At 69.7% G+C, this 20,629-nt stretch carries 14 protein-coding genes, 1 tRNA gene and 2 pseudogenes; 3 read left to right on the top strand and 14 right to left on the bottom strand.

What is annotated here, in order from left to right:
• Positions 1-1,694, top strand: a 1,694-nt coding sequence (locus ADBZ5U_RS05755; RefSeq protein WP_526263294.1) for an ERAP1-like C-terminal domain-containing protein, incomplete at its 5' end; no start/stop codon positions are given.
• Between the two features lie 3 nt (positions 1,695-1,697).
• Here ADBZ5U_RS05755 and ADBZ5U_RS05750 read toward each other — a convergent pair.
• Genes ADBZ5U_RS05750 through ADBZ5U_RS05740 form a run of 3 tightly spaced genes read right to left on the bottom strand, consistent with a single transcriptional unit; the run spans position 1,698 to position 3,010 of the window.
• Positions 1,698-2,177: a DUF5130 family protein gene (locus ADBZ5U_RS05750; protein ID WP_526263292.1), complete on the bottom strand. Its 480-nt coding sequence runs from the start codon at positions 2,175-2,177 to the stop codon at positions 1,698-1,700.
• On the bottom strand, positions 2,164-2,385 hold the full coding sequence (gene ctaJ, locus ADBZ5U_RS05745; protein ID WP_526263290.1) for an aa3-type cytochrome oxidase subunit CtaJ: 222 nt from the start codon (positions 2,383-2,385) through the stop codon (positions 2,164-2,166). Before ctaJ ends, ADBZ5U_RS05750 begins: the two co-directional genes overlap by 14 nt.
• A gap of 22 nt (positions 2,386-2,407) precedes the next feature.
• Positions 2,408-3,010, bottom strand: coding sequence for an HNH endonuclease signature motif containing protein (locus ADBZ5U_RS05740; RefSeq protein ID WP_526263288.1), 603 nt, complete (start codon positions 3,008-3,010; stop codon positions 2,408-2,410).
• 73 nt (positions 3,011-3,083) lie between these two features.
• Between ADBZ5U_RS05740 and ADBZ5U_RS05735 the strand changes: the two genes are divergently transcribed.
• Entirely contained in the window at positions 3,084-3,482 is a 399-nt protein-coding gene (locus ADBZ5U_RS05735; RefSeq protein ID WP_526263286.1) for a globin, read from the top strand.
• 77 nt (positions 3,483-3,559) lie between these two features.
• Here ADBZ5U_RS05735 and ADBZ5U_RS05730 read toward each other — a convergent pair whose 3' ends face one another.
• The 11 genes and pseudogenes from ADBZ5U_RS05730 to ADBZ5U_RS05680 form a co-directional block, all read right to left on the bottom strand.
• Complete coding sequence (locus tag ADBZ5U_RS05730) at positions 3,560-4,189, bottom strand: DUF8010 domain-containing protein (protein WP_526263284.1); 630 nt, start codon at positions 4,187-4,189, stop codon at positions 3,560-3,562.
• Positions 4,186-4,605: an acyl-CoA thioesterase gene (locus tag ADBZ5U_RS05725; RefSeq protein WP_526263282.1), complete on the bottom strand. Its 420-nt coding sequence runs from the start codon at positions 4,603-4,605 to the stop codon at positions 4,186-4,188. Before ADBZ5U_RS05725 ends, ADBZ5U_RS05730 begins: the two co-directional genes overlap by 4 nt.
• The gene (locus ADBZ5U_RS05720; RefSeq protein ID WP_526263280.1) at positions 4,598-9,343 is read right to left on the bottom strand and encodes an NAD-glutamate dehydrogenase; all 4,746 of its coding nucleotides are present in this window, start codon (positions 9,341-9,343) and stop codon (positions 4,598-4,600) included. The genes ADBZ5U_RS05725 and ADBZ5U_RS05720 overlap by 8 nt, the downstream gene beginning before the upstream one ends.
• Before the next feature lie 10 nt (positions 9,344-9,353).
• Positions 9,354-11,030: an energy-dependent translational throttle protein EttA gene (ettA, locus tag ADBZ5U_RS05715; RefSeq protein ID WP_526263278.1), complete on the bottom strand. Its 1,677-nt coding sequence runs from the start codon at positions 11,028-11,030 to the stop codon at positions 9,354-9,356.
• A 57-nt stretch (positions 11,031-11,087) separates the two neighbouring features.
• Positions 11,088-11,546 carry a single-stranded DNA-binding protein gene (locus tag ADBZ5U_RS05710; protein ID WP_526263276.1) on the bottom strand — a complete coding sequence of 153 codons (459 nt, stop codon included), beginning with the start codon at positions 11,544-11,546 and terminating at the stop codon, positions 11,088-11,090.
• Positions 11,547-11,668: 122 nt separating this feature from the next.
• Positions 11,669-13,666, bottom strand: coding sequence for a bifunctional copper resistance protein CopD/cytochrome c oxidase assembly protein (locus tag ADBZ5U_RS05705; RefSeq protein WP_526263274.1), 1,998 nt, complete (start codon positions 13,664-13,666; stop codon positions 11,669-11,671).
• 44 nt (positions 13,667-13,710) lie between these two features.
• A complete protein-coding gene (locus tag ADBZ5U_RS05700) occupies positions 13,711-16,038 on the bottom strand; it encodes a glycerol-3-phosphate 1-O-acyltransferase (protein WP_526263272.1) in 2,328 nt (775 codons plus the stop codon).
• A gap of 32 nt (positions 16,039-16,070) precedes the next feature.
• A pseudogene (locus tag ADBZ5U_RS05695) lies at positions 16,071-16,217 on the bottom strand (hypothetical protein); the annotation flags it as partial.
• Positions 16,218-16,382: 165 nt separating this feature from the next.
• Positions 16,383-17,597, bottom strand: a pseudogene (locus tag ADBZ5U_RS05690) (HAD-IB family hydrolase/lysophospholipid acyltransferase family protein); the annotation flags it as partial.
• A 38-nt stretch (positions 17,598-17,635) separates the two neighbouring features.
• Positions 17,636-19,114, bottom strand: a complete 1,479-nt coding sequence (locus tag ADBZ5U_RS05685; protein WP_526263270.1) for a wax ester/triacylglycerol synthase family O-acyltransferase — start codon at positions 19,112-19,114, stop codon at positions 17,636-17,638.
• A 93-nt stretch (positions 19,115-19,207) separates the two neighbouring features.
• Positions 19,208-20,416 (bottom strand): alpha/beta hydrolase, encoded by a 1,209-nt coding sequence (locus ADBZ5U_RS05680; RefSeq protein WP_526263268.1) that lies wholly within the window; start codon positions 20,414-20,416, stop codon positions 19,208-19,210.
• A gap of 138 nt (positions 20,417-20,554) precedes the next feature.
• On the opposite strand from ADBZ5U_RS05680, the gene ADBZ5U_RS05675 reads away from it, so the two are divergent.
• Positions 20,555-20,628: transfer RNA gene (locus ADBZ5U_RS05675), tRNA-Arg, on the top strand.
• Position 20,629: the final 1 nt, after the last annotated feature.

Below are 20,629 nucleotides of genomic sequence, written 5' to 3'. Positions count from 1 at the left end.
TGCACGAGATGGCGCACATGTGGTTCGGCGACCTGGTGACCATGCGGTGGTGGGACGACCTGTGGCTCAACGAGTCCTTCGCCACCTTCGCCTCGGTGCTCTGCCAGGCCGAGGCAACCGAATACACCGAAGCGTGGACCACCTTCGCCAACGTGGAGAAGTCCTGGGCCTACCGGCAGGACCAGTTGCCGTCCACCCACCCGGTGGCCGCCGACATCCCGGACCTGCACGCCGTCGAGGTCAACTTCGACGGCATCACCTACGCCAAGGGCGCCAGCGTGCTCAAGCAACTGGTCGCCTACGTGGGACTGGAGCACTTCCTGGCCGGCCTGCGCGACTACTTCGCCGCGCACGCCTTCGACAACGCCACCTTCGACGATCTGCTGGGCGCACTGGAGAAGGCCTCCGGGCGCGACCTGTCCGACTGGGGCCGGCAGTGGCTGAGGACCACCGGACTGAACACCCTGCGCCCGGAGTTCGAGGTCGACGGCGACGGCCGGTTCCGCCGGTTCGCCATCCGCCAGACCGGGGCGGCCCCGGGCGCCGGGGAGACCCGGGTCCACCGGTTGGCGGTCGGGATCTACGCCGACGACGGCACCGGCAAGCTGGTCCGGACGCACCGGGAGGAACTCGACGTCACCGGTGAGACCACCGAAGTCCCTGCGCTGCAGGGTGTTTCGCGCGGGGCGCTGATCCTGGTCAACGACGACGACCTGACCTACTGCTCGATGCGCCTGGACCCGGATTCGTTGCGGGTCGCGCTGGATCGGATCGCCGACATCGCCGAACCGCTGCCCCGCACGCTGGTCTGGTCGGCGGCCTGGGAGATGACCCGCGACGCCGAACTGCGGGCCCGGGACTTCGTGGCGCTGGTGTCCGGCGGCGTGCACGCCGAGAGCGAGGTGGGGGTGGCCCAGCGCCTGCTCCTGCAAGCCCAGACGGCGCTGAACAATTACGCCGAGCCGGGGTGGGCGGCGGCCGAGGGCTGGCCGGGCTTCGCCGACCGACTGGCGGAACTGGCCCGCGGTGCGCAGCCGGGTTCGGATCACCAGTTGGCCTTCGTCAACGCCCTGTGCTCCTCGGTCCTCTCGACGCCGCACCTGACGCTGCTGGCCGACCTGCTCGACGGCGACCCCGCGGAGTCCGGGCTGCCCGGTTTGGTGGTCGACACCGACCTGCGCTGGCGCATCGTGACCGCGCTGGCCGCCGGCGGGCGGATCGACGCCGGTGTCGATTCGCAGGGCCTGGCCACCCCCTTCATCGACGCCGAACTCACCCGCGACCCGACCGCGGCCGGTAGGCGCCACGCGGCCGCGGCGGCGGCGGCCCGCCCGCGGGCCGACGTCAAACACGCGGCGTGGCGGGAGGTGATCGAAGACGACACCCTGCCGAACATCACCGCGCGGGCGATCATCGGCGGATTCGTCCAACCGGGGCAGGCGGCCGTGCTTGCGCCCTACACCAAGCAGTACTTCGAGACCGTCGGCCAGGTGTGGGACCGTCGCTCCAGCGAGGTGGCCCAGACCGTCGTGGTGGGCCTCTACCCGTCCTGGGACATCAGCGCCGAGGGCCTGGCGGCCGCCGACTGGTTCCTGGGCGGTCTGCACGTGCCGCCGCCGCTGCGCCGACTGGTGGTCGAGGGCCGCGCCGGGGTGGAACGGGCGCTGAAGGCCCGGGCGTTCGACGCGCGATAGACGTCAGGCGTTCGGCCGCGAGATCGCGGCCGACATCACCCGCACCGCGCTGACCAACCCGTCGATCAGGTTGCCCTCGCGGAAGGCCGACGCCGCCGCCGCCACCCCCAGGGGCGCGGCGGACTCGATGCCGCGGCCCCGCAACTCCGCGCCGTAGGCCACCTCGATCGCGTGCTGATCGGGTGAAACGGCAAGCAGCACAGCGTTGTTGGGCGTGGCGACCCGGGTGAGTATCTCCCGGGCGCGGGCCGGGGTGTCGGCGCCCAGGTCGCCGAGATAGACGGCGAAGCGGGCCTTGGACTGCCGGCTGGCCTGAGTCAGCGCGTCGTCGAGGGTGAGCAGGTCCAGCGAGTGGAACGGGTACTGCCCGGGAAGCCGGTCCGGTTCGGTGGCGATGGACAGCCGGCCGCTGGACGTCGCCGCCCAGCCGGCCGGCAGCGTTTCTGCCGAAACCCGTGCGAGGTGATGGCTACCAGCGGCCACTTGCGCCTCCTCCGACCGTCAGCTCACTGTCCTGACCACTGTGATGCCCGGGGACCGGCTCGTCGACGGCGGCCCACAGGATCGGCTCGTGCGTCCACGGCTGCGGCAGCCGGTAGACGGGCCGTTGCGTCGCCGAGCGCCGGTAGACCAGCACGATCAGCGCGATGACGATGAGGACCGGCAACCCGTACAGAAGTGCGTTACTCACGCCGAGAACCGTATCGCAGCGATCAGGCCGCACCCTCACCCAGGTATCGGGCCCAGGCCGGGTCGAGTTCCTTGACCGTGCACAGCAGCCGCCAGTGCTGGCCCTTGGGCGTCGCCGGCACCAGACGCAGCTTCCAGCCCAGCTCGGCCAGCAGTTTGTCGGCCTTTCGGTGGTTGCACGACGAGCAGGCCGCCACGCAGTTCTCCCAGGTGTGCTCCCCGCCTCGACTGCGCGGCACCACGTGGTCGACGGTGTCGGCCTTAGCACCGCAGTAGGCGCACCGGAACCGGTCCCGATGCATCAGCGCGGCGCGGGTCATCGGGATCCGGGCCCGGTAGGGCACCCGCACGAACGTGCGCAACCGGATCACCGACGGGACGGTGATCGTCTTGGTGGCGGAGTGGATGATCGGGCCGCCGGGATCGTCGTGCACCACGTCGGCCTTGCCGCACAGCAGCAGGACGACCGCCCGCCGGATGGGCAGCGCGGTCAGCGGTTCGTAGGTCGAGTTCAGCAGCAGCACCCGGCGTCGTCCCCAGATCGAATTTTCCGGCGGGGTCTCGACGCTGTGCAGGACAGGACGCGCAGCAGTCCGAGCCGGCATGCTCCGTTTGCGCTGCGCCATACGTCCTCCGCAGACCAGTGCACCATGGATCGGCGCCGATCGCACGTGTATTCATCTGGTGTTCAATGGTGTCGTGGCTGACCCAACACCCCCGACGTTCTACGACGCGGTCGGCGGCGCCGAGACCTTCCACGCGATCGTGGAGCGGTTCTACCGGCTCGTCAGCGAGGACGAGGTGCTGCGGCCGCTGTATCCCGAGGAGGATCTGACCGGCGCCGAGGACCGGTTGCGGATGTTCCTGGAGCAGTACTGGGGCGGGCCGCACACCTACTCCCAGCAGCGCGGGCACCCCCGGTTGCGGATGCGGCACGCCCCCTACCGGATCGGCTACCTGGAGCGCGACGCGTGGCTGCGATGCATGCACACCGCGGTCGCCTCGATCGACTCGCAGACATTGGACGACGAGCACCGCCGCGAACTGCTGGCCTACCTGGAGATGGCGGCCGACTCGATGGTCAACGCGCCTTTCTGAGGGTGCCGCGGGCGGTCGCCGGGTGATGGTCTCGCCGATCCGGATTGCGCGGCCTGGCTGCCCCAAGCCCGCGAGTATCAGCCGATCACCAGAACCGGGTCCCCGCGGCGCCGGAACACCGACCCGAACCGGGCGTCGATGCGCAGCCAAGCCGGCATCATCCGCACCCGAACCACCTCCGTTGTGCCGTCGGTCATGAAACCCAGTGCGGCCAGCGCCATCACACAGCGCATCGGCACGCCGGCGGATCCGGCGTGGCCGCTGACCCGCAGCACCTCCTGGTCCAGCAGCGAGACCGGCGGGCCTTGCGGGCCGCCGTGCTCGCGGGCCAGTTCGGCACCGCTACGGGCCAACTCTCCCAATGCCGCCGTAGGCACATCGTCGAGATGGACGAACCCGGTCTCGGGAGGAAGGCCGCCGCGCCACGCCGAATCCATCGGATACCCGGTGCCGACGTGCCCGGTCTGATCCGCATCGCCCAGGCCGCGGAGCAACGCATCCGCGCCACAGGTCAGATCCGACGGACTCAACGTGCCGGCCACCACCCGCACGGCCAGCACGTCGAATCCGGTGAGCACCCAGGCGGCCAGCAGCCCGTCGGCCCGGACGCGCAACCGCACCACCGCGGCCGGGTCCAGTGCGAGGGCCCGGTGGGCGAAGACACCCAGATCGTTGCGTTGACCAGGGTCGGGGATCTGCAGGCTCACCGCAGCCAGCGTTGCAGGTACTCGCGGTGTCCCGGTGACAGCCGGACCAACCGTTGTTCCTTGATGTGCACGGCCGCCAGTTGTGTCTCGGCGATCACCGCCGGCCGGGAGTCGGGAGCAGCCCCCACCGAGCGCACCTCATAGCCGATGGTGAAGTCCACCGCCCGCAGCCGCTTGGTCCACATGGTGACCTGCAGGGGCGAATCGGCAAGGCGCAGTTGGCCTTTGTAGAGCACCTGCACCTCGTGGATCAGCAGTCCGATGGTCTGGACGTCCTCGGCGAACGGCTCGCGCAGGAAGTCCACCCGGGCCTCTTCGAGGATCGTCACCATGGTGGCGTGATTGATGTGCTGGTACATGTCGATGTCCGACCAGCGCACCCGCACGCCGGTGGTGAAGCCGTTCGCCTCAGGCACTCGTTCCGGCTCCGCTCGTCCTGGTCATGCTGCGGATCTGGCGGGCCGCCACCGACAGCGTCGCCAGATCCCGGGCCTCGGTCGCATAGATCTCGGTCAGGGTGCGCCGCGCCCGGCTGACCCTCGAACCGTTGCTCTGCTCCCACTCGGCGATCTTCTCCTCGCCGGTCTCCCCCGGCTCGCCGACCGCCAGCACGTCGAAACACAAGCCGCGCAGTGAACCGTAGATGTCGTCGCGGATGGCCAACCGCGCCAACGCATGCCAGCGATCGTCACGCGGCAGGCCCGACACCGCGGTCAGCAGTCCGTCGGTGCCGAGGTAGTCCATCAGGGCGAAGTAGGTGTCGGCCACCTCCGCGGGATCCCGGTCGACGATGTCGGCGATGTCGATGACGTCCAGCAGGCTGTACCGGTAGAGCCCGGAGGCCACCGTGTAGGCGAGGTCGGACGGGACGCCGGCGGCGGTGAACTCCCCGGACTCCTTGGCCACGATGGCCTGATCGTCGCCGCGCAGCCAACCCGGCATACCGGGGGCCAGCGCGGCCACCTTGGCGGCGAACCGGTTGATCTCGGCGCCGACGGCCAGCGGCTGGGGGCGGTAGTTCAGCAGCCAGCGCGCCGCGCGGTCGAGCAGCCTGCGCAGGTCCAGGGTCATCCGGTCGGTGGTCGCCACCGGCACCCCGGCGTCGCCGGCGGCCCGGATCGCCCGCCAGGTCCGCTCGACACCGAAAACGGCGTTGGTGGCGACGAACGCCCGCACCGCGTCGACGGAGTCCACCCCGGCGTCCTCGGTGACCCGGTAGGCGTAGCTGATGCCGCCGGTGTCGACGACGTTGTTGACCAGCATCGTGGCGACGATCTCGCGGCGCAGTTGATGGGTGCGGATCTCGGCGCCGAACGCCTCCCGCAGCGGCGCCGGAAAGTAGCCGGGCAGCCTCGCGGCGAAGGCCTCCTGGTCGGGCAGGTCGCTGGCCAGCACCTGCTCCTTCAGCGCCAGCTTGACATGGGCCATCAGCGTCGCCAATTCCGGGGAGGTCAGCCCGGAACCGATCTCCTCGCGGCGGCGGAGTTCCTTGCCCGAGGGCAGCGCTTCGAGTTCCCGGTTGAGGCCGCGACTCTCCTCCAACTGCCAGATCTGGCGCTCGTGCACGTTGAGCAGCGACGCGGCGTTGGCCCGGCTGGTTCCCATCAGATCGTTCTGGTCGCGGTTGTCGGTGAGCACCAACCGGCCCACCTCGTCGGTCATCGAGGCCAGCAACTCGGTGCGCCGGTCGGGTTCCAGCCGGCCGGCGCTCACCAGGGCGTCCACCAGGATCTTGATGTTGACCTCGTGGTCGGAGCAGTCCACCCCGGCCGAGTTGTCCAACGCGTCGGTGTTGATCCGGCCGCCGGACAGGTCGAACTCAACCCGCCCCAGCGAGGTGACCCCGAGGTTGCCGCCCTCGCCGATCACCTTGGCGCGCAACTGGTTCGCGTCGACCCGGACGGTGTCGTTGGCGCGGTCGCCGACGTCGGCATCCGACTCCGACTCGCACTTGACGTAGGTTCCGATGCCGCCGTTGAAGAGCAGGTCGACCGGCGCGCGCAGGACTGCGCGGATCACCTCCGGCGGGGTCATCTCGGTGACGGACTCGTCGATGCCCAGCGCCCGGTGCATCTGCGCGCTGACCGGAATGGCCTTCTGCTGCCTGCTGAAGACGCCTCCGCCGGCGCTGATCAGGGCGGTGTCGTAGTCCTCCCAACTGGAGCGCGGAAGATCGAAAAGCCGGCGCCGCTCGACGAAGGACCGGGCCGCGTCGGGGTCGGGGTCGATGAAGACATGCCGGTGGTCGAAGGCCGCGACCAGCCGGATGTGCTCGGAGAGCAGCATGCCGTTGCCGAACACGTCACCGCTCATGTCGCCGATGCCGACGACGGTGAAATCCTCTGTCTGGGTGTCGATTCCCATCTCGCGGAAGTGCCGCTTGACCGACTCCCACGCCCCCTTGGCGGTGATGCCCATGGCCTTGTGGTCGTAGCCCACCGACCCACCCGAGGCGAAGGCGTCGCCGAGCCAGAAGCCGTAGGAATTCGCCACGTCGTTGGCGATGTCGGAGAAGGTGGCGGTGCCCTTGTCGGCGGCGACCACCAGGTAGGCGTCGTCGCCGTCGCGGCGCACCACCCGTTCCGGCGCGACGACCCGTCCGGTGGCCCGGTCGACGTTGTCGGTCACGTCGAGCAGACCGGCGACGAACAGCCGGTAGCAGGCCACCCCCTCGTCGCGGAAGGCCTCCCGGTCGGCCGCTGGGTCACCGGTCGACGACGGCGGCCGTTTGACCACGAAGCCGCCCTTGGCCCCGACCGGCACGATGACGGCGTTCTTGACCGCCTGCGCCTTGACCAGTCCGAGGATCTCGGTGCGGAAGTCCTCGCGCCGGTCCGACCAGCGCAGGCCGCCGCGGGCCACCGGGCCGAACCGCAGGTGCACGCCCTCCACCCGCGGCGAGTAGACGAAAATCTCGAATTTCGGCCTGGGCAGCGGCAGTTCGGTGATCAGTTCGGGATTGACCTTGACCGACAACACCTCTCGGGCCCGTGCGGAGCCCGGGGAGGTGACGTAGAAGTTGGTGCGCAGGGTGGCCTGGATCATCGAGGCGAACGCCCGCAGCACCCGGTCGGTGTCCAGACTGGTCAGCGCGTCGATGTCGGTGGCGACGGCCCGGGCAGCGGCTTTGGCGTCCAGGCCCTTGGCGGCCGAGTCTGGTTCAAATAGCGCTTCGAAGAGCGCCACCAGCGATCGGGCCGTCGAGGTGTTCTCGCCCAGCACCGATTCGATGTGGGCCTGGCTGTAGGGGAATCCGGCCTGCCGCAGGTACTTCGCGTACGCCCGCAGCACCATCACCTGCTGCCAGGTCAACCCCGCCCGCAGCACCAGTTCGTTGAACCGGTCAACCTCGGCGCTGCCCTGCCAGATCGCGGTGAGCGCGTCGGTGAACCGCGCCGCGGTGGCATCCCACTCCTGGGGGCCGCCGATCTGCGGCATCGACGCGTTCGGGCGGATCTTGAACTGGTAGATCCACACCGTCAGGCCGTCGCGGCGGGTCACCGTGAACGGCCGCTCCTCGAGGACCTCGACACCCATGCACTGCAGCATGGGCAGCAGCCGACTCAGCGACGCCGAGGAGCCGCCGAGGTACCAGGTGAGGTAGGCCTCCCCGGCGGACGTCATCTCGTCGCCGGGTTCCAGCTGCAGCCGCACCGAATCGGGTTGCAGGCTCTCGATGATCCCGATGTCGGTGATCGCCTCGTGCGGTTTGACCACCTGTTTGTAGTCTTCGGGCAGGGCCTCGGCGTAGTGCTCGGCGACCTCGCCGCCGATGGCGCCGTCGCGCGCCGATCCCAGCAGCCGGTCACTCCATGTGCGGGTCGCCGCGGTCAGCAGGTCCTGGATGCGGAAGCGATTGGCATCGGAGGTGTCGATTGACCGCCCGGCCGGGGCTTCCGGCAGCAGAACGGTGAAATGCACCACCGCCCAGGGTGATTCACTGACCCTGGCGGCGTAGTCGATGCTGGCGCCGCCGAACTCGCGCATCAGGATGTCCTGCATGGCCAACCGGACCGCGGTGGTGTACCGGTCGCGCGGCAGGTAGACCAGGCAGGAGACGAAGTGCCCGAGCCGGTCGGTGCGCAGGAACAGCAGCGCCCGCCGCCGCGACCCCAGATCGACGACGGCGCCGGCCATGTCCAGAAGCTGCTCGGCGGTCAGGGTGAACAGCTCCGAACGCGGCACGGTCTGGATGACGTCGAGGATCAGCTGGCCCGGGTGGCGCGGGTCGTCGCCGGACATCGCCAGTGCTTCCTGCACCCGGCGGGAGATCAGGGGAATGTCGAGCACGTTGGCGTTCATCGCCGCGACGGTGAACAGCCCGACGAACCGGTGCTCGACAGCCTCCACGCCGGTGGGGCGCTGCTCGCGCACCACCACGATGTAGGGGTAGGCGCCGTAGCGCAGGAAGCTGGGCATGGTGGCCTGGGCCAGCGCCACCATCTCGCCGGGGGCGCTCAGTTCGGGCAGCACCTCGCCGCGCAGTCGCGCCACGCCCAGCCGGGTGGACTCGTCGGCGATGGCCGTGCCGTCGCGCACCGTGCAGCGCAGCGCGCCGAGCAGGACGAAATGCACGTCCAGCCAACGCAGCAGATAGGACACGTCCATCCGGTTGGCACCGGGAAAGCGGGTGCCGTCGTCGGCGGCGATGTCGTGGGCCAGGCGGAGCAGCGCACCGGACAGTTCCGCGGAGTCCCGGGCCACCTGGCGGGCGTCGGCGACCACCATCGGCAGCAGCCGCACCGCCTCGGCCAGCGCGCGCTGATTGACCGGATCGGAGAGCCCGATGTGGATCCATGACTCCTCGACGGCGCCGTCCCGCCGTTCCGGCGAAACCTCGAGCAGAGTTCCGTCGGCATCGCGGCGCACCCACACCGCCGGGTGCATGAGGGCGAGGTAGCCCACCCCGAGCCGGTGCAGCAGCACGGTGACCGAGTCCATCAGCATGTCGGCCTGGTCGGTGACGATCTGCAGCGCGGGGCCGAACCCGTGCTCGGCGCCGAAGACCTCGACCAGCGTCTCCCCCGCCCGGCGGCGCGCCGCCAGCCGCTGCTGGGCGTCGATCAGCGCGGCCGGGACCACCGCCGAGTCGGGGCCGCGATAGGTCGCTGCGTAGGCCTGCGCCAGCGGGGAGGTGTCCGGGCCGGCCGTCACAGCTCAGACATTAGTCGCGGGTTAGCCTGCGGTGGGTGACTCTGTGCGGACGCGCCGCCTCGGCCCCCAGACGCTCGATCTTGTTCTCCTCGTAGGCCCCGAAGTTGCCCTCGAACCAGTACCACTTCGCCTCGTTGCTGGAGTCGCCCTCCCAGGCCAGGATGTGGGTGCAGGTGCGGTCCAGGAACCAGCGGTCGTGCGAGATCACCACCGCGCAGCCGGGGAACTTCTCCAGCGCGTTCTCCAGCGAGCCCAGGGTCTCCACGTCGAGGTCGTTGGTGGGCTCGTCGAGCAGCAGCAGGTTGCCGCCCTGTTTGAGGGTCAGCGCCAGGTTGAGTCGGTTGCGTTCGCCGCCGGACAGCACGCCGGCCGGCTTCTGCTGGTCGGGGCCTTTGAACCCGAAGGCCGATACGTAGGCGCGCGAGGGGATCTCGGTCTGGCCGACCTCGATGTAGTCGAGCTTGTCGGAGACCACCTCCCAGACCGTCTTCTTGGGGTCGATGCCGGCGCGGGACTGATCGACGTAGCTGAGCTTGACGGTGTCGCCGATGCGCACGGTTCCGCTGTCGGGTTTCTCCAGGCCGACGATGGTCTTGAACAGCGTGGTCTTGCCGACGCCGTTGGGCCCGATCACCCCGACGATCCCGTTGCGCGGCAGGGTGAACGAGAGGTCCTTGATGAGGATCCGCCCGTCGTAGCCCTTGTCGAGATGGTCGACCTCGACGACGATGCTGCCCAGCCGGGGGCCGACCGGGATCTGGATCTCCTCGAAGTCGAGCTTGCGGGTCTTCTCGGCCTCGGCCGCCATCTCCTCGTAGCGCTGCAGGCGGGCCTTGTTCTTGGCTTGCCGGGCCTTGGCGCCGGAGCGCACCCAGGCCAGCTCCTCCTTGAGACGCTTCTGCAGTTTCTGGTCCTTCTTGCCGGCCACCTCCAGACGGTCGGCCTTCTTCTCCAGGTAGGTGGAGTAGTTGCCCTCGTAGGGGTAGGCGCGGCCGCGGTCGAGTTCCAGGATCCACTCGGCGACGTTGTCGAGGAAGTAGCGGTCGTGGGTGACCGCGAGGATCGCCCCCTTGTAGTCGGCGAGATGCTGTTCGAGCCACTGCACGCTCTCGGCGTCGAGGTGGTTGGTCGGTTCGTCGAGCAGCAGCAGGTCGGGCTTGCTCAGCAGCAGCTTGCACAGCGCCACCCGGCGGCGCTCACCGCCGGAGAGGTGGGTCACCGGCTCGTCGGGCGGCGGGCAGCGCAGCGCGTCCATGGCCTGCTCGAGCTGGGAGTCCAGGTCCCAGGCGTCGGCGTGGTCGAGTTCCTCCTGCAGCCGGCCCATCTCCTCCATCAGTTCGTCGGAGTAGTCGGTTGCCATCAGTTCGGCGACCTCGTTGAACCGGTCGAGTTTTACCTTGATGTCGCCGAGGCCCTCCTCGACGTTGCCCCGGACGGTCTTCTCCTCGTTCAGCGACGGCTCCTGCATCAGGATGCCGACCGTGGCGCCGGGGGCCAGGAAGGCGTCGCCGTTGTTGGGCTGGTCGAGTCCGGCCATGATGCGCAGCACGCTGGACTTGCCGGCGCCGTTGGGGCCGACGACGCCGATCTTGGCCCCCGGCAGGAAGGCCAGCGTCACGTCGTCGAGGATGACCTTGTCGCCGTGGGCCTTGCGGACCTTGCGCATGGTGTAGATGAATTCCGCCACGCGCCCATCCTAGGTGGCGGCCGCGCCGGGCCGACCGGCGCGACCGCCCGGCCCGCCTCAGGCCGACAGCACCAGGCCTTCGGCGTCCTCCATCGCATCGTCCCGGGACGCTTCGTCCGCCGGATCCTCCTCGGGCTCGGCCGACCCGGAGTGCTGCTGCTGCGGGGGCTGCTCGATCCGGATGATGACCTTGGACAGATCCGGGCCGACGGCGTTGGCCCGCATCTCCAGCGAGGACCGCTTGATGCCGTCCTTGTCGTCGTACTCACTGGTGTGCACGGTGCCCGTGGCGATCACCGGCGCGCCCTTGTAGAGGCCCGCCCCGACACCGGTGACGAGCCTGCCCCAGCAGTTGACGGTGATGTAGAGGGTGTTGCCCGGCTCCCAGGCGCCCTCGGCAGTGCGCCGGCGGGAGTTGCAGGCCATCCGGAAGCTGATCACCTCCTGGTCGCCCACCACGCGGCGGCGCAGATCGGTGATGATGCGGCCCACGGCTGTCATCGGGGTCTCGAACATTGGCATTCCTTTCATCGGTGCGGTAATTCGCTTGCCCCAGTAGGCGCTACGGCACCGACACATCACCGTCCGGGAGAGCCGGGAGCGGTGTGGCTGTGGACGAATCAGGGTCTGTGGATATTTCAGCGGCCGGCGCCGTCGCGGCGGGCCAGTTCGGCCAGCATCGCGTTGTAGGCGGCCAGTTCCGCGTCGTGGTCATGCTCGGCCGCCCGGTCCAGCCGGGTGGACGTGCGCCGGTCCTTGCGCTGCCATTGGATCAGCAGCGCCATCATCACCACGACCAGTGGCACCTCGCCGGCCGCCCAGGCGATCGAACCACCGAGACTCTGGTCCCCGAGAAGGTCTGTGTGCCAGGGCAATTGAAGCGAGCGGTAGAACCGCTCCCCCAGCAGTTTGGGCATGCCCATCAGCACCACCCCGAAGAACGCGTGCAGCGGTATCGAGGCGAACACCATCCCGATCTTGGCCAGTTGCGGGACCGACCGAGGGGTCGGGTCGATGCCGATGACGACCCAGTAGAACAGGTATCCGCTCATCAGGAAGTGCAGGTTCATCAGCACGTGAGCGGCGTGGTGGCTGACCGCGGCGTCGAAGATGCCGCCGAAGTACAGCCCGTAGAACCCGGCGACGAACATCACGGTGGCCACCACCGGATGGGTGAAGAACCGCGACCAGCGGCTGTGCAGGCCGGCCAGCAGCCACTCCCGCGGGCCGGGCGGGTTGCCCTTGCCGGCGGCGGGCAGGGCGCGCAGCGCCAGCGTGGTGGGCGCTCCCAGCACCAGCAGGATGGGCACCAGCATGGACAGCAGCATGTGCGCGGCCATGTGCACGCTGAACATGGCCGGCATGTACCGGCCGAGCCCGGACGAGGTGGCGAACAGCAGCACCGCGCAGCCCAGCAACCACGCGGCGGTACGGCCCGCCGGCCACTCGTCGCCGCGGCGCCGCAACCGCACCACGCCGGCGACGTACACCGCGGCCAAAACTATTGCGGCGGTGCCGAACAGCAGATCGAAGCGCCAGTCCAGCAGGATCCGCGCCACCGTCGGCGGCCCGGCGAAGTCGTAGCCCAGCGCCGCCTCGGCGGCCGAGGGATCACGCGGAGCGGGCGACGGCGGCGGAGTCCGGCCCAGCCCGACGGCGATGCCGAACGTGGCCCCGAACACCAGCGCCTCGGCCGTCGCGAGTCTGATCAGCGGCCCACGGGCGTCGGGGTCGGACCGCAGCGCGGCGACCGCGCCGCGACGCTGCCGCCAGCCGAAGGCCCCCAGGATCACCAGTGCCAGCACCTTGCCGGCGATGAGCCAGCCGTAGGTGGTGGCGAACAACTCCGAGGGCCGCACCCGAACCAGGATGTTGACGACACCCGACAGCGTCATCGCGACGAAGCACCAGAACGCGACCGCCGAGAACCGCCGCGCCGCCAGGTCGGTGTGCCCGCCGCCGCCGGACGCGCCGGCCAGCACCGCCAGCAGGCCGCCCGCCCACAGCGCGCCGGCGACCAGATGGATCAGCAGGCTGTTGGTGGCCAGGTCGTGCGAGCCGCCGGCCGCCGAGTGGCCGGTCAGAGCCAGCGGAACCAGGGTCAGCACCGACAGGCCGAACAGCGCCGGAGTCCAGGACCACCGCAGCGCCGACCGGGCGGCGACGGCCAGGACGAACGCCATGACCGCCGTCCACCGCCAGGCCGAGGCGGTGTCGATCAGTCCGGCCACCCCCCAGACCTCGACTGGATTCAGGTGCTGCAGCACCGGCTTGCCGGAGACGTCCGAGACCGTCAGCGGCACCAGGGCCGTCGCGCAGCAGGCCCACACCGCCGAGGCCGCCGCCGCCATCCGCAGCGCCCGGTAGCCGGCCACGTCGAGAACACCGCTTTCCTGCGGCGGCACGAAGAACGCCGCGTAGAGGAACCCGCCGACCGCCGCCGCGGCGGCGATCTCGCCGACCGCCCGCACGAACGGCAGGCCCAGCGTCGTCAGCGGACCCGGATCGGGCAGTCCGGTGGCGGTCAGCGCGTCGGCCAGTGACAGGCCCGCGAGGCATGCCGCGGTGGCACCGGCGAGAATTGCGACGGCGACGAGCACCGGCCGGGGACTGCGACGCGCAACGGTCGAAGTCACGCGTTTGAGGCTACCGCCCCCGGTCGGTGACGCCGTGGACCGCGTCACGGCGAGCGCAGCGCCTCCCGGTCGTAGAACTGCTCCCTGACCAGCTGATGGATGTGTTCCAGGTCCTCGACGATGAGTCGGAGCTCGTCCAGGAAGGCCTGTCGGCGCCCGCTCAGATCATCCGCGGGCTCAAGGAGTTTCTGGTCGGCGGCGACCTGGCGGGCGGTGGCGAACAGCAGGGCCGACACCGACTCGCCGTCCACGCGGCCCATCGCCGCGTACTGCGCCCCGACGCCCAGTGCCTGGGTGTTGAGGTCCTTATCGGTGATCATGGCGGGGGCGCCGCACAACACGTCGGCCACGATCTCGTAGGCCTCGAGGAACGGCCGCAGCATGGCGTTGGCCATCAGCGGATGCTTGGCCCGCAGCAGGTCGTCGACGGCCTTCGGTCCGGCGGCGAGTTGCGCCTCCCAGTCGCGGTTCCAGGTCAGTTCCTCGGCGATGTTGTGGCGGAAGGTGGCCGAGTCGGCGAAGTAGAAGTCGAACTTCAGCAGCGCCCGCAGTCGCATCGCCTGCGCCCAGAACGCGTCGATCCGCTCGCCTTCGGGGGCCCGGCCGGCATGCACGAGTGCGAGTTCGACGATCGAGGTCTCCAGGAAGGCGTGGATCAGCGAATTCCGGTAGAACGCGGCCTCGTGCCGATGCTGCGACTCGATCCGCCACACCGGTTCGTGGCCGCCGTCGACCCGGGTCACCGGGTTGCCGTTGGACAACGCGTCCAGGGCCGCGCGAACCCCCTCCGGCGACCGTAACCGCAACGCGCTGTTGGTCATCGGGGTGTTCTTGCGCTGCAGGTAGTCCAGCGAGTCCTGCAGCGTGTGGTGCAACTGGGACAGGGTCAGCGCCCGGCCGCCGGTGGTGGCGAGCAGGACCGCCGAGACCAGGCCGCTGGCGTTGATCGGGGTGGCCCGCAGGATCCGCCAGGCCACCTCGAAGGCCATCTTCTGCATGGCGAGGCGCTTGGCGGCCTGGTCCCCGGCGATCGGGCCGCCCGGGTCGCCGAGGTACTGCCGCATCGACACCGCCTCGGGGAAGCGGACGTAGATCTTTCCGTAGTTGCGCTCCCCCTGCGCCTTGATGAAGTTGAACAGCCACTCCGCGCCCTCGGGCACCTTCTCCCCGCCCTTGGCGTAGGCGGCGTACTCGGTGGTCTCGTGCAGTTGGTCGAAGCTGATCGACGTCGGCTGCAGCAGGATGTCCTCGCTGCGGCCGTCCAGGTAGGCGTCGGCGACGTAGGACAGCAGACCGAGCTTGGGGGGCAACATCTTTCCGGTGCGCGACCGGGTTCCCTCGATCGACCAGCTCAGGTTGAACCGCTTCTGCACGATGTAGCCGACGAACTGCCGCAGGACGTATTTGTACAGCGGATCGTCGAGCTTGCGGCGCAGGAAGATCACACCCGACCGGCGCATCAGCGGTCCCATGAATCCGAACGACAGATTGATGCCCGCGAAGGTGTGCGCCGGCGGAAGCTTGTTCTCCTGCAGGGCAACCGGAACGATCACGCCGTCGAGGTAGGACCGGTGCGACCACAGCAGGACGGCCGGGTGATCCTCCAGCGCGCGTCGCATGGCCTCTATCTGGTCGTGGTCGTAGTCGATGCGCGGGTCGAAGCCGCGACTGAAGATGGCGCGGCCGAGGTTGGGGATCAGGTCCACCGAGAACCTGCTCCACCCGGTGGCGAGCTCGTTGACCATCACCTCGGCCTGCTCCGGGGTGGCGCCCGGAATGTCGGCCAGACCCGCTATGAAACTCGAGGACGTCATCAACTCGTCGGTGAGCAGCCGCGGCGACTTGTATTCCGGCCCGAGCAGGCGCAATTCGATGCGCTCGATCGCGAGGGTGGCCCGGCGCAGGACGAAGCGGGCGAAGTCCTGTTGGCTGTCGCCGACGACCTTCTCCTGCCATTGACTGCGCAGTTCGGATACCTTGGCCGGCTCCCCCGCGACGATCCGGGCGCGGGAGGGATCCTTCTTGAGGATGGCGCGCTGCAGCATCTCCGGCGGCCGGTAGGTATCCCGGCCCGAGATCAGGCCGGCGAGTTTGACGCGGGTGGGCAGGCCGCCGGGCACCCAGAAGACCCGCACCGGCACGACGGTGCGGTCGTCGGTGGCGTTGAGCTTTGCGGCGAGTTCGTCCACCAGTTGCGGCGACGGATCGCCGTGCGGCAGCCGCATCACCTCCACCCTGGTGTCGGGATGCGCGCGCCGCTGCGCGGCCAGCCAGTCGCTCAGCAGCCCGGACTCGGCCTTGGAGGACACCGAGGCGAGCACCAGCGCGTCGTCGGTGGTGCTGAAGTCGGTGAAGTAGTCGGCCGCGTTCATCGGCGTCCCCTAACTGCGGTGCCCGGATTCGCCTTGCCGGGAGTCTTCTTCGCCACGGCTGTCTTCGCGGGCGCCTTCTTCGCGGGCGCTTTCTTGGCGGCCTTCTTCGCGGGCGCCTTCTTGGCCGGCCGCCGGTAGAGCTCGTGGTCGGGCACCGAGTCGACCGGCCAGTCCGCCAGGGTGTCGAGGTAGAGCTGGCGCACCTCGGCGATCTTGTCGTTGAGGTTGTCCAGCGTCCAGCTCTCCAGCGACAGCGGCGGATAGACGACGACGTCGACGGTGCCGGGATGCAGGGTGGACGAGTCGCGGGCCGAGATCTTCTCCGCGTTGCGGATCACGATCGGCACGATCGGCACCCCGGCGCCCATCGCGAGCCGGAACGGGCCCTTCTTGAACGGGCCCACCGTCCGGGTGTCCAGCCGGGTCCCCTCCGGCGCGATCATCACCGACAGACCCTTGCGGGTCATCTCCTCGGCCTGCTTGAGCGACTCGACGGCCTTCTTGGGGTCTTCGCGGTCGATGAACACCGTGTCGACGAGCTTGCCCAGAGTGCCGATCACCGGGTCGTTCTGGAGTTCCTTCTTCCCGACGCCGGTCCAGTTCTCCTTGAGCATCGACGCGACCATAACCGGGTCGAAGTTGTTGCGGTGGTTGAAGATGAACACCGCGGGGCGCTGCTTGGTGAGGTTCTCCTCGCCCAGCACGTTGAGCCGTACCCCGTTGAGGGTCAACAACATCTGCGGGAAGGCCGCGGTGAAGAAATTCACCCCCCGGCGACGGCTCCGGGTGAGCAATCCCCACCCGACGGCCCCGGTGGCGGCGGGCACGATGGAGCCGACCCCCAGCAGGGTGCGCACCTGCCCGGCCAGCCCCCCGCGCCCGCGGCTGCTGAACCGCAGGATCGGCCAGCCCCGCTTGCGGGCCACCTCGGCCATCTTCTCGCCGGGGTTGGTGGGGCGCGGGTTTCCGACCAGATGCATCAGCGCGACGTCCTCGTCGCCGTCGGCGTAGAAGTAGCTCTGGGTCAGGTCGACATCGTTTTCGGCGGCGAACTTCTGCACCGCGTTGGCCTTGCCGGGGCCCCACAGGATCGGCTTGAGCACCTTGCCGGTGAGCAGACCGTCGGGGTCGACGTCGAAGCGGTTGCTCAGCGTGTACGGGATGCCCAGGAAGCGGGCCACCGGCTCGACCTGGATGGTCAGCGCCGAGGAACTGAGCACCACGGTGTGGCCGCGTTCCATGTGCGCGTTGACCAGTTCGCGCATCTCGGGATAGATCCGTTTCTCGATCTTCTCGGCGAAGAGTCGCTCGCCGACCTGCTGCAGGTCCGACAGCGGGCGCCCGCGCAACACCTCGGTGGCCTTGTTGATCAGGCCCTCGAATTCGATTCTGCCGAACTGCATGTCGAGGCCGGCGGCGACCATCGCGATCAGCTCGCCGACGCCCATCTCGCGGTTGCGGAGCCGTTCCCGGGTCATGATCAACGCGGTGAACCCCGCCACCAGGGTGCCGTCCAGGTCGAAGAAAGCCCCCACCCCGGGGCCGGCCGGGCCGGCCATCACCTCGGCCACCGAGCCGGGCAGCCGCATGTCCTCGCTCATGAATACGCCACCGTTCCGTTCTCGTACTTGTGGTGTTCGTCGCCGTCGGGAAACGACGCGGGCACGACGCGGGGCCGCGGGTCGCCGGCCAGGGCGAGAACCTCGTCGAAACCCTGCCGCAGGCACTGCGCCCACAGGTCGGGATGGGCAATCGCAGCGCGGTCGTAGCGCGAGGTGATGGTCGCGTAGCCCCCGCGCGAGATCAGGACCACCATCATGGCGACGCCGGGCAACGGGCCGATCCCGAACTGCCGCAACACTTTTGCACCGGCGATATAGGTATCGCCGGGGTAGATCGGAACATTGCTGGCCTGGACGTCGGAGGCGATGAGCGACCCGCTCACCGTTTCGAGCACTGCGTCGGGCAACAGGCTCAGCACCGGGGCGACCGCGCCGATGAGGTCGATCGCCGACTCCTCGCGCCGGGAGATCATCTGCTTGCGGATCTTGTGGATCCGCGTCGCCGGGTCGGCGACACCGATCGGCGCGGCCAGATTCACCCCGGCGAAACGGTTGCCGCCGGCCGGATCGGCGTCGGCCCGGAGGTTGACCGGCACCGCCATCGGCAGCGAGTTGACCGGCACGCCGAGTTCGACGTGGTAGCGCCGCAGCGCCCCGCACAGCCCGGCCAGGTAGGCGTCGTTGATCGAACCCCCGGCGGCACGGGCGGCCCGGTGCAGGTCACCGAGATTCATCTCGACGGCCTCGGTCCGGGTGGACAGGCTGCGCCGCCGCAGCAGCGGCGACGGTTCGGCGGCCCGGCGGGTCATCCGCCGCCCGGACCGGGCGTACTCCAGGGCGCCGAACACCGCCGAACCCGGGTGGCCGGCCACCTCGCCGAGCAGGCCGACACCACCGGTGACCGCGCCGATCAGCCCGCCGACGATCGCGCCGGGCAGGCGGGTCAGGCCGTCGCGCATGATGTCGTTGCCGGTGACGTCCTCGGGGACCGGCAGCGGTGGCGCAGGCCGCGGGGGCGAGTCGCGTTCCAGGTCGTAGATTTCGGCGAACATGGCGGTGGCGCCCACCCCGTCGGTGACGGCGTGGCTGAGGTGCAGCAGGACGGCGGCCCGGTCGCCCTCGAGTCCCTCCACCAGGGTGACGGTCCACAGCGGCCGGGAGATGTCGAGGGGCGACTGCAGCATCACCTCGGCGAGGTCGAGGACGTCGCGCAGGGTGCCGGGTTGGGGCACCCGCACCCGCCGCACGTGGAAGTCGAGGTTGAAGTCCGGGTCGACCACCCAGCGCGCCGGGGCGGTCGGCAGGGTCGGCCTGACGACCTTCTGCCGCAGTCGCAGGACCCTGCGGGAGACGTTCTCGAAAAGGGTTCGGAACCGCCGCCAGTCGGGGGTGGTGTCGAGGATCTCCAGCGCCATGATTCCCGATCTGGTGCGCGGGTTGGCCTCCCCGCGATGCATCAGAAGGTCGAAGGCGCCCAACTCGTCGGCGTCGGACTCCTCCGGGGGACCGCTCATCGTCACCTCCTCACCGCGTGTGCGCTCAGCGCCAATCGCGCCTGGCCTGCAACATCACGCTAGCCCGACCCTGCCCGCGGCGGGTTCGTTTGCTCAGCCCGCGGAGCGGACGGCCGCGATGCTCCGGATGCGGGCCGTCGCCCGGTGCCGGCCGTAGACGACTCCGAGGAATGCCGCGACCGCCTCGGCGGCGAGTTGGCAGCGCAGGGTGGCGACGGTGTCGAACCCGTGTTGGGCGTTGGGGATTTCGGCGTAGGCCACCGTGCCGGCGCCGGCGGCGCGAAGCGCGGCGTCGAAGGCGCGGGCCTGCGAGGCTGGAATGATGGAATCGGTCTCGCCGTGCAGGATGAAGAACGGCGGAGCGTCCCGGTGGGCGCGCAACGCCGGCGAGGCCGCCGCGAAGATCTCGGGGTTCTCGGCGAGACGGCGCTGGATCACCAGGCGCTCCAGCAGCGGAATCAGCAGCTTGTGCACAGAGCCCGGGTCGGTGAGGTCGTAGATGCCGTAGAACGGGGCGGCGGCCTGCACGCTGGTGTCGGCGTCCTCGAATCCGGGCTGCAGGGTGGGGTCGTGGGCGGTCAGTGCCGCCAGCGAGCTCAAGTGCCCGCCCGCCGAGCCGCCGGTGACCGCGATGAAGCCCGGGTCACCGCCGAAGTCGGCGATGTTGGCCCGCACCCAGGCGATGGCCCGTTTGACGTCGACGATGTGCGACGGCCAGGCGTTGCGGGGACTGCGGCTGTAGTTGATCGAGACGCAGACCCAGCCCAGTTCGACCATCCGGGTCATCAGGGGGTAGGCCTGGCCGCGTTTGTCGTTGACCGACCAACCCCCGCCGGGGACCTGGATGAGCACCGGCGCGGGCTGGTCCGGCGGCAGGTCTGGACGCCGCCACACGTCGAGCAGGTTGCTGCGGCCGCCGGGGCCGTAGGGGATGTTGGTCGTTGTGGCGGCGTAGCGGCGGCGGTGGCGCATGGCCTGGGCGAGTCCGGCCAGGCTGGGCGTCCGGGCGGTGTAGGACTGCAGTGGATGGTGCACCTCGGAGAGGTAGTCCTTGCCGAAGGTCTCCTGCAGCGCGCCCTCGAGCACCTTGTCGGCCTGCTGCCCGGCCAGGGCGCACGCAGCCTTCTCCAGCGGGAGGGGTAGTGCCGACAGGGCGTGGCCGGTGAGGACGTGCGGCGCGAACTCGGCGGCCAGCCAGCCCAGCACCCAGTTCGCGACGGCCGGAGTCGCCCGCAGCACCAGCGAGCCGGTGTGCAGCGCGCGGGCACAGCATGCCGGGACCGCGTCGATCGCGATGCTCATGGCAGAGCACGCTAACGAATACCCGCGCCCGACAACGTCATTTCTCGTGACCCGGAGCCCGAAATCCGGCGTCGGCGCAGCGCACGGGCGATAAATCAGTTGTCGCGACACGACGCGGATACACTCGGTGGGCGCGTTGCCTCCGTAGCTCAGTCGGATAGAGCAAGGGCCTTCTAATCCCTAGGTCGCAGGTTCGATTCCTGCCGGGGGCGC

The sequence above is a fragment of the Mycobacterium sp. genome (genome assembly GCF_040398885.1).
Lineage (GTDB): Bacteria > Actinomycetota > Actinomycetes > Mycobacteriales > Mycobacteriaceae > Mycobacterium.
Note: the sequence above shows the minus strand (reverse complement) of the source record. Positions and strands in the feature narration are given on the sequence as shown.

Excerpts from the sequence above, each read along its gene's own strand:
- ADBZ5U_RS05700 (WP_526263272.1), bottom strand. The coding sequence starts at position 16,038 with ATGAACGCGGCCGACTACTTCACCGACTTCAGCACCACCGACGACGCG.
- ADBZ5U_RS05680 (WP_526263268.1), bottom strand. The coding sequence starts at position 20,416 with ATGAGCATCGCGATCGACGCGGTCCCGGCATGCTGTGCCCGCGCGCTG.
- ADBZ5U_RS05710 (WP_526263276.1), bottom strand. The coding sequence starts at position 11,546 with ATGTTCGAGACCCCGATGACAGCCGTGGGCCGCATCATCACCGATCTG.
- ADBZ5U_RS05685 (WP_526263270.1), bottom strand. The coding sequence starts at position 19,114 with ATGAGCGGTCCCCCGGAGGAGTCCGACGCCGACGAGTTGGGCGCCTTC.
- ADBZ5U_RS05740 (WP_526263288.1), bottom strand. The coding sequence starts at position 3,010 with ATGGCGCAGCGCAAACGGAGCATGCCGGCTCGGACTGCTGCGCGTCCT.